At 74.8% G+C, this 9,458-nt stretch carries 4 protein-coding genes and 2 pseudogenes; all 6 read right to left on the bottom strand.

All coding sequences use genetic code 11. The annotated features are described in order from the left end of the window. A partial coding sequence (locus DEJ49_RS35830; RefSeq protein WP_317850489.1) for a methyltransferase dimerization domain-containing protein occupies positions 1 to 242 on the bottom strand: 242 nt, incomplete at its 3' end. A 136-nt stretch (positions 243 to 378) separates the two neighbouring features. Further along, positions 379 to 1,586, bottom strand: a pseudogene (locus tag DEJ49_RS35825) (DegT/DnrJ/EryC1/StrS family aminotransferase). A 234-nt stretch (positions 1,587 to 1,820) separates the two neighbouring features. Further along, positions 1,821 to 2,159, bottom strand: a pseudogene (locus tag DEJ49_RS36925) (cupin domain-containing protein); the annotation flags it as partial. 95 nt (positions 2,160 to 2,254) lie between these two features. Continuing rightward, on the bottom strand, positions 2,255 to 3,322 hold the full coding sequence (locus tag DEJ49_RS35815; protein WP_150181865.1) for a type III polyketide synthase: 1,068 nt from the start codon (positions 3,320 to 3,322) through the stop codon (positions 2,255 to 2,257). A gap of 2,135 nt (positions 3,323 to 5,457) precedes the next feature. Further along, complete coding sequence (locus DEJ49_RS35810) at positions 5,458 to 6,417, bottom strand: aromatase/cyclase (protein WP_150181866.1); 960 nt, start codon at positions 6,415 to 6,417, stop codon at positions 5,458 to 5,460. Positions 6,418 to 8,539: 2,122 nt separating this feature from the next. Further along, on the bottom strand, positions 8,540 to 9,361 hold the full coding sequence (locus DEJ49_RS35805) for an AfsR/SARP family transcriptional regulator (RefSeq protein ID WP_150181867.1): 822 nt from the start codon (positions 9,359 to 9,361) through the stop codon (positions 8,540 to 8,542). Positions 9,362 to 9,458: the final 97 nt, after the last annotated feature.

Raw genomic sequence — 9,458 nt, 5'->3', positions numbered from 1 at the left:
GGTGAGCTTGAGGCGGGCCATCGCGGACAGGTCGGCGGCCGGCCGGCGACCAGGTAGGCGGAGGCGGCCGGGGTGTTGCGGTAGCGGCCCCGCTCGAGGGTGACCAGGCCGATGCTGACCAGGCCGTCCAGCAAAGTCTGGGCGCCGCGTTCGGAGATCTGGGCGCGGGCGGCCAGCTGGGCGGCGTCGTGGGCCGCCGTCCTCGAGGTGGGTGAACAGGCGGTGTTCGCGGCGGCGCCCAGGATGCCGGTGGACCAGTAGCCGTTGATGAGCCGCAGGATGGTGTCCGGCCCCAGTCCGGAGCGGAATCCGGCCCGGCATGCCCCGCGGTGTCCGGCCCGGTGTGGGGCGTGGTGGTCGTGGTGGGCTGGTGCTCGCTCATGCGGTTCCTCCCCGGCCCGCGGGGGCCGCGTGGGTGCGAAGGGCGGTGCGCAGCACCGTCACGACGCGTTCGATCTGGTCGGCGGTGAGTTCGGCGTGCATGGGGATGGCCAGGTGGCGGGCGAACAGGTCGGCCGAGACGGGGCAGGCCTGCCGGGCGGCGAAGACGGGCTGCAGGTGGCTGGCCCAGGTGCCGTGGCCGCAGCCGATGCCCTGGCCGCGCAGGTCGGCGGCGAGGGCGGCCCGGTCCACCCGCGCGTCCAGCGCGATGAGGTAGGACTGCCAGGCGTGCGTGCGGTCGGCGGGCACCTGGGGCAGCGTCACCAGTTCCTCGTCGGCCAGGAGTTCGCCGTAGGCGGCGGCGACCTGGGTGCGGCGGGCCAGGAGTTCGTCGATCCGGCCGAGCTGGACCTGCAGGATGGCGGCGGCGATGTCGGAGAGCTTGAAGTTGTAGCCGATCTCGGTGAACTCCGGGATGGGCAGGCCGACGATCTTCGACTGGTCGAAGATGCTGCCGATGCCGAAGGAGGAGCGCAGCCGGGCGTCGGCGGCGATGGCCGGGTCGGCGGCCAGCAGGGCGCCGCCCTCGCCGCTGGTGGCGCCCTTGCGGCCGTGGAAGGACAGGCAGGAGACGGGGGCCAGGGCGCCGGCCTGGCGGCCCTGGTAGGTGGCGCCGACCGCGCAGGCGGCGTCCTCGATGAGGAACAGGCCGTGCCGGTCGGCCAGGGCCTGCAGTTCGCGGTAGTCGGCGGGCAGGCCGACGGTGTCCACCGCGATGATGCCGGTGGTGCGCTCGGTGATCAGGTCGGCGACGGCCTGGACGTCCACGGTGTGGGTGTCGGGGCGTACGTCGGCGAAGACGGGCACCGCGTCCAGGTAGCGCACCGCGTGGGCGGGGGCGGGAAGGTGTAGTCGGCGACGATGACTTCGTCGCCGCGCTGCACGCCCAGCGCCAGCAGCGCCACGTGCAGGGCGGCGCCGCAGTTGCTCAGGGCGACCGCGTCCATGGCGTAGCGCTGGGCGAGCTGGGCCTCCAGGGCCTTGCCGCGCGGGCCCTGGCCGGCCGGCCAGCCGGAGGCGAACACCTCGGCGACGGCGGCCAGTTCCTGCTCGCCCAGGCTGGCGTGCACCAGCGGAACGGCGGCACCGGACCCGGCGGCGGGGGCGGACGTGGCGGCGGAGGCGGCGGGTGTGGTGGTGGTCATGGCGGTCACGTCCCCTGCGGCTTGGGCGACTGCTGCGGCTGCGGCTGCGGTGTGGTGGGCGGCTGGTAGCGCAAGGGGGTGAGTTCTCGACGTCGTAGCGCTTGCGCATCTCCTCCACGGCGCCGGGTCGACGGTGGTGCCGCGCGCCCAGATCTCCGCGATCTCCTCGAAGTACTGCTCGTGGTCGGGCGAGGGGAAGCTCTGGAAGAGCATCTTGACCGGCTTGTCGGTGGCGTTGCGGAAGGCGTGCGGGGTGCCGGTCGGCACGAACATGCAGCCGCCCTCGGCGGCGCGGATGACGCGCTCGCCGCTGGCGGAGCGCCAGTGGTGCCAGGTGTCGCGGGTGCGTTCGGTGGGCTCGAAGCACATCAGGTCCAGCTCGCCCTCGAGGACGTAGAAGAACTCCTGGGACTCGTGGTGGACGTGGGCGCCGACGTCGAAGCCGGGCGGCACGATCACCTCGAAGATGGAGACGGCGGAGCCCTGCGCCTGGGTGGCCTTGAAGGTCACCTCCTGCGCCGGGGTCTTCAGCGTGCGTCCCCCACCGGGCGGGACGATCAGGCTGGAAGTCATGTGATGGTTTTCCTTCGGTTGTCGCGGACATCTCGCACGGCGCGCGGCCCGCACCTGCCCCTGTATGGGGGGGGCGGGCGGCCGGGGGCGGCGGGTCAGCCGGCGGCGGGCGGGGTGTCGCTGTTCCAGCGGCCCAGGGCCATCTCGGCGGTGATGCCGGGGCCGAATCCGGCGATCAGCCCGGTGGCGTCGGGCATCGGGGTGTCCTCTTCGAACAGGCGCAGGGCGGCGTCCAGGACGACCGCGCTGGCGATGTTGCCGTACTCGGTCAGCGTGGACCAGCTGTGGCGGAACACCTTGCGGTCCACGTCCAGGAACTTGGCCAGGTCGTTGAGGATCCGCGGGCCGCCGGCGTGCACGATGTAGAAGTCGAGGTTGGAGGCGTCCCACTGGTGGCCGGCGGCGAAGTCGCGCAGCACCGGGGCGAGGGGTTCCATCGTGCCGGGCACCCGGCGGTCCAGCTGGAAGTGGAAGCCGGTGTCGCGCACCGAGTAGGAGATCCAGTCCTCGGTGTCGGGGATGAGGTAGGAGGAGTTGCGCTCCAGCTCGATGCCGGTGCCGCCGGTGCCGCGCACCACGGCGGCGGCGACCGCGTCGCCGAACAGGCCGTCGGAGAGCAGGGAGCCGATGTCGTCCATGTCGGGCTGGTAGCACAGCGAGCACAGCTCGCAGGAGACGATCAGGACGTTGCTGCCGGGGTGGGCCACGCAGAAGTCGTGGGCCCGGTTGATGGCGGCGCCGCCGGCCGCGCAGCCCAGCTGGGCGATGGGGATCTGGCGGGTGTCGGAGCGAAAGCCCATCTTGTTGATGAGCCAGGCGGTCAGCGAGGGCATGAGGAAGCCGGTGCACGACACGTAGATGATGGCGTCGATGTCGCGGGCGTTGACCTCGGCGTTGGCCAGGGCCTCCTCGACGACCTCGGGGGTGCGTTTTTTGGACTCCGCCTCGTAGATGCGGTTGCGCTCGGTCAGGCCGGGGTGGGCCAGGGTCTGCTCGATGGGCTGCACGATATGCCGCTTCAGCACCCCCGTGTTGCGGATCAGCCGCAGCGCCAGGGGCAGTTGCGGCTTTCCGGCGTGGACGCTCTCGGCGAATTGAAGCGTCTCTTCCGCTGTGATGACGTATTCCGGCACACGCACTGACGGCTTGCATAGCCTAGGCATATCGGGAATCCACTTTCTCTAGAGTCTGCCTTCTGCACGTGAGGAAGCTGCTTAGCTTTCGCGCACTCCCGGTGCCGCCCGGCGGGCGGCGGCGAGGGCAGCTGCTGTGACGGCGTCTGCCGCGCCGCCTTCGCCGGCCCCGGACCAGCACCACATCCCGCGCCCTCTTCTGCGCGGGCCCTGTCGAACCTGCACGGCCCGGTGGAGCCCTGGGGGCGGGGCCCGTGGGGGCAAAGCCCCGGGGTAGCTCCCCGGGGCAGGTCCCCGGGGCAGGTCCCCGGGGGTGCCGGGGGCCCGTGGGGCGGGCCCGCTGGGCAGGGCCCGTGGGGGCGGGGCCTGCCCGTGGGGGCGGGCCGGCCCGTTGGGGCGGGGCCCGTTGGGGGCAGGGGTGGTGGTCCGGGCGCCGGGGAAGGCGGCGCGGATGATGCATCGGGTGGGGCAGGCCGGCTCGAGGGCCGGGTGAGGCGGAGTGCGGTGGGGCGGAGTGCGGTGGAGCGGAGTGCGGTGGGGCGGAGTGCGGTGGGGCGGAGTGCGGGGCCGGGGTTCCCGGGAGGGTGTGGCCGAGGCCGGAGGCCCTGGCGGGGAGGTGCGCGGGCGCGGTGCCGCGGGAGGGTGTGGCCGGGGGGCGGGGTGGTGCGGGTGCGCGGTGCCGCGGTCTTGCCCTGGCGGGCGGGGTACGGGCGCGGGTCCGGGGCGGTGGGGCGTGCCGTGGGGTGCGGGCCGGGGGGTGGCGCCGGGCGGGCGTTGCGGGGCCCGTGGGGGTACGGGGGCGCCCCGGCGGTACGGGAGAGGCGCCCTCGCCCTGGGCCCGGGGGGGGCGGCTCGTCGTCCGCCGTTCACCGCCGGCTGCTGGCTGTCGGCTGCTGGCCTCTCGCGGTGCTGGCGCGTTGTCGAAGGGCGGTCGCGTACCGGGCCGGGCGCGGCGGGGCATGGCGGGGCAGGGGCAGCGGGCAGGGGCAGCGGTCCGGTGCGCGCCGGCTGTTCTCCTGCCGGTGCGCCCTTTCTGGGTCCGCCGCCGACCGGCCCCCGCAGGGGGGTTGACCGGGCCGGGCCGGATCGGGCGGGGCCGCGGCACGGCTGCGCCCACGCGGGATGGGCTCACTGCCGGTGTCTGCCGGTGCGGGTGCTGGCGCGGCTTTTTCCGGTACGGATTTCGTCACGGCCGAGGAGCCGAAATCAAGGAGGGAAAATCCCTGCCGGGCCCGCGTGCGTCGACGCCGGGCGTCAGGGCGTACGGGCAAATAAATGCGGTGGGGGGAAGCGATGCCGCCGGGTCGTGAACTCGGCAGGGCCGTTAGGGGCGGCGGTTACGACGCTCAACCCACCGCCTCAGAACCGGCTTTGGGCAGGGAAGTCGTGCGGAAATAGTGACACGGATGCCGTCCCGGCACCAAGGGACTCCGAAAGTGACGTAGGTCACTGCGCCGGGGTGTTGTGCGCTCCGTATCTCCGGACGGCTGTCCGCCTTCGCGCGGAGTGAGGGCGTCCGCATCTCCCGCTGGACGGGGGCGAGTTGGCTGCCGCGGTGCCGGGGCGGGGACGGGAGCGTGCGGAGGGCGCCCGCCGCGCTCCGGCGGGTCGGGCCCGGCACTCCCCCACCACCGCGGCCGCGGTGCACGGCCGCCCCGCCTGCGCCCCGGGGCGGCGCCCCTACCTCCCTCCCCGTAACGGATGCCATCTCAACGACCGTGCCAGGGCACCCGGTTGGGCCCGGGTTGCGGCAGGACCGGACAGGCCTGGGGCTGCGGCAGGCCCGGTTGGGCCTGGGGTTGCGGCAGGCCCGGTCGGGTCGGATGCCGCGGGGGCGGGCGTCCGGGGCGGCCGGACGGCGCACGCCCGGGGGGGGCCGGGCCGGGCACAACGCCTTGGGGGGGCGTATGCAGCGGTGCGTGCCGCCCCTCCCCCGCCGGCCGGCCGGGCGGGCGGGCGGCCAGGCGGGCGGGTGGGGTGCGGGTCCGGGGGACGCTCCGGGCTCCGGCCGTCCCGGGGGGGGCGCCGCGTGTGGAGGCGGCGCCACCGCGTGCGGGGGCGGCGTCCGTGTGCGGGGGCGGCGTCCGTGTGCGGGGGCGGCGTCCGTGTGCGGGGGCGGCGTCCGTGTGCGGGCCGGGGCGGGGGCGGTGTTGGCCGGGGCGGGGTCAGAGGACGCGGATGGCGGATTCGGCGTGGTGGCGGGCCAGTTGCAGGGTCTGGCGGCTGTCGCGGGCGAGGTCGGCGCGGATGCGGCGGCGGGCCTCGGCCAGGGTGGTGCCGGCGCCCAGGACCTGTTCGATGTGGTCCTCGCGCAGCAGGGCGTGGTGCTGGGCGACGACGGTGACGCCGCGTTCGTCGGGCAGGACGGACCATTCGCCGCAGTGCGCGGCCAGCAGCGGGCGGGGCACGGTGGCCTTGTGCACGATGCGGCCGGCGTGCGGGAAGCAGATGCGGATGCCGGCCACGTTGCGGGCGGGTCCGCCGTCGTCGGCGGCAAGTTCCAGGGCGACTTTCTGGATGCCCAGGTGGGGTTCTTCCAGGGCGGCGCGGCGCACGTGCGGGAGCTGGCCGGGCCAGTCGGCGACGTCGTAGAGGAAGCCGTAGACCAGTTCGGCGGGCCCGTGGACGCGGATCGACTCGGCGAAGGAGAGGGCCAGCTGGTCCAGGCGGGTCCAGCGTTCGGCCAGGAACTGCAGGCTGCGCAGGGTGGAGCGGGTGTTGTCGGTGGTGACCTGGGCGAGCCAGATGGCGTCCTGGGGCCGGTCGGGGGCGGCGGTGAACTCGTGTTCCAGGGTCACCCGGCAGCGGCCGGGATCCAGCGGCTGCACGCTCCAGCGGCCGGCCATGGAGGTGGCGGGTTCCATGAGCAGGTCCTGGCGGAAGGCGATCTGGCGGCGTACGGGGTCCTGGGTGCGGTGGGCGGTCCAGGAGACGATCTGGCCCTCGGCCAGGGCCCAGACCCGCACGCGTTCGTGGACGCCGTCGAAGTCCAGGCGCTGGGCGTAGATGTTGCGCGGCAGGTAGAGCGGCCAGCGCTCGGGGTCTGCGATCAGCGCGTAGAGGGTGGCGGCGGGTGCGGCCACCTCCCGCGTGTGCGACAGCCGGTGGATGCGCTCGCCGGGCACCGGGCCCCCCTTTCTGTTGTGTTGTGCGCGCGTTGGTCGGGGCAGGTCGGACCGGGCCGGGCCGGGTGGTGCAACGCGGTGGGGCGGGGCGGGTGCCCGGTGGCGGGCGGGCGGGTCCGGGGTGGAGCGCGTCCGGAGTGGGGCCGGTGGTCTGTGCAGTGTGCCCCATCCGGCTCGACGCGCACCCGGAGACGGCTCGAGTCCGCCTCGTCCCGTGCCGGGTGTGCGATGGGAGGGGGCGGGAGGGGGGTGGGGGTTGCTGCCCGGCTCTCGGCCGCCTGAGGCTGCGGCCTGGCTGCGGCCTGGTGTCCCGCCTGGCCTGCGGCCCGGACTCCCGGCCTGGTGCGCTGCCTGGCCTGCGGCCCGGACTCCCGGCCTGGTGCGCTGCCTGGCGTGCGGCCTGGTGTCCAGCCCGGTCTCCGCGTCCGGTCCGGTCTACGGTCCGCCGTCCGGTCCGGTCTTCGGCTCGGCGTCCGGGCCGGCGTCCGGCCGCTCGGCCGGGGCGCCGCGCGCGGGGAGCGGGTGCGGCGCGGGCAGCCCGGGTGGTCCACGGGGGCTGGGCGACCGGGTGGTTGCAGGGGGCTGGGCGACCGGGTGGTTGCAGGGGGCTGGGCGACCGGGGGCTGGGCCGCCGGAGCCCGGAGGCGGGGGCCAGATGGCGGGAGGGGGCTGGGGGCGCGGTGGCCGCACCGCCGGGCGGCTGGTAACCGGGCGGTCGGTGACCAGGTCGTCCGACCGCCGGGTGGCTGAGGCCCGGACCGCCGGTGAGCAGGTGTCCCGGCCGCCGGTGAGCAGGTGTCCCGGCCGTCGGAAGGCTGGCGCCGGACCGCCGGTGGCCAAGTGGCCTGCCATCGGAAGGCCAGGACCGGACGGCCGGTGAGCAGGTGGCCCGGCCTATCGGAAGGCCGACGCCCGGACCGCCGATGGCCAAGTGACCCTAGCCTGGCCGTCTTGCCAGTGATCAGGCGCCATGGGCCCGGCGGCGGCAGCCAGTGGCGGACGGCCGGTGATTGGGCAGCCATGGCGCCACGACCGGTAGCCCAACGGCCAGTGGCCGCAGGGCCGGTGGCCGGGCAGCCATGGGACCGACGGCGGAAGCCCAACAGCCAGCGGGCCAAGGGCCGGTCGCCGGACAGCCATGACCGACGGCGGAAGCCCAACAGCCAGCGAGCCAAGGGCCGGTCGCCGGACAGCCATGACCGACGGCGGAAGCCCAACAGCCAGCGGGCCAAGGGCCGGTCGCCGGACAGCCATGACCGACGGCTGGCCGCCGACGGCTGGCCGCTGACGGTCAGTGGCCGAAAGGCCGGTGACCAAGCGGCCCCGCCCGAGGACCGGCAGCCGGACGATCCGGCTGCCGGATGTCCACGGCCGGACACCCGGTAGCCGACAGCCGGCGGCTGTGGCCCGGGGGGACACCGAGCGGCCGTGGCCGGGCGACCGGCGTCCGGCGTCCGGACGGCCAGTCCCCAAGGGGCAGCCGGCCAAGCGGCCGGGAGCCAGGCATCCGGCGTCCGGACGGCCACCGACCGCACGGCCGGGCCCCAAACGCCCCTGGCCGTACGGCCGATACGGGAACGGCCGGGGCCGGACGGCCGAACACCTGCTGGCCCTGGCCCACCGTCCGGAAGTCGGTCATCCGGCGAACCGGAAGCCGGACAGCCGGACAGCCGGAGCCGAACGATCGCCTCCCGGACAGCCAGAAGCCAACGGCCGGAAAGCCAGGCAGCCGGACCACTGGAGCCGAACGGTCGGACGCCAACGTGCCCCGGCCAAACGGCCGTCAGCCGGATATCCGACGACCAGGCAGCCCGGCCCGAAGGGCCCGTCAGGACCTGGCCCTGGCCAACCGGCCGGTAACCGCACGATCAACGACCGGTCAGCCACCGACCGCACGGCCGGCGGCCGGGCAGCCGGCGAGCGGAAAGCCGTGCCGGGCGGCCGGGCGCCGGCTGGCCCGGCGAGCGGGACCGGCGGCCGCACGGGCCGGGGCCCACAGGCCGGCTGTCGGCGGGCCGGTGGCCGGGTATGCGGGCCGTCGGCCGGCCAGAGCCAGGTGTTGCGGGCCGTCGGCCGGCCGGGGCCAGGTGTTGCGGGCACCGGCCGGCCGGTGCCGGGTGGTTCAGGCCGCGTAGAGGTCGAACGTGGAGGTGCGCCGCGGCCCGGCCGTGACGTCCAGCTGGGGATCGACGGCCAGCATCGCCTGGTGCAGCCGCTGCACCTGCGGGGAGGGCTCCACCCCCAGTCCTTCGATCATGCGGATGCGCAGCTTGCGGTAGATCTCCAGGGCCGAGGCCTGCCGTCCCGAGCGGTAGAGCGCCACCATGGCCTGCGAGTGCAGCCCCTCATGCTGGGGGTAGCGCGCGGTCAGCTCGGTGAGCTCGGCGATGAGCTCGGAGTGCCGGCCCAGGCGCAGGTCGGCGTCGATGCGCCGCTCCACGGTGCCCAGGCGGGACTCCTCCAGCCGCATGACCTCGATCTCCAGGATGGGGCCCACCCGCACGTCCACCAGCGCGGGCCCGCGCCACAGCGCCAGGGCCCGGCGGAAGCGGTCGGCGGCGGTGGCGTCGTCCCCGTTCTCGAAGGCGGTACGGCCCTCGGTGGCCAGCCGGTCGTACTCGTGCACGTCCACGCCCTCGGCCGGTATCTGCATCAGATAGCCGCCGTGCCGGGTGGCCAGGACCTCCTTGGCGGTGCCGGGGGTGCCGGGCCCCAGCGCGGTGCCCAGGTGCCGGCGCAGCTGGAGGATGTAGGTCTGCAGGGTGGTCAGCGCGCTCTGGGGCGGTTCGGTGCCCCAGAGTTCCTCCATGAGCGTGGGGACGGGCATGACCTGTCCGGGATAGAGGGCAAAGAGGGACAAGATCTGCCGCGGCTTGCGTGCCGTCGGAACAATCGATCCCCCGTTGACCTCGGCGCTCAACGGACCCAGAACCTGAATCTTCATGGGTGTTCTCCGTACTTCGTCGAGTGTGTGTCTTGACTGCATTCCGTCGCCGCGGGCGCTCTTGGGTCGGGTGCGGGGCGTCCTCCTTTCGCCGTAC

The sequence above is a fragment of the Streptomyces venezuelae genome, from assembly GCF_008642335.1.
In the GTDB taxonomy this organism is placed as follows: domain Bacteria; phylum Actinomycetota; class Actinomycetes; order Streptomycetales; family Streptomycetaceae; genus Streptomyces; species Streptomyces venezuelae_F.
The sequence above is the reverse complement of the archived record's forward strand: the minus strand, read 5'-3'. Positions and strand labels throughout refer to the sequence as shown.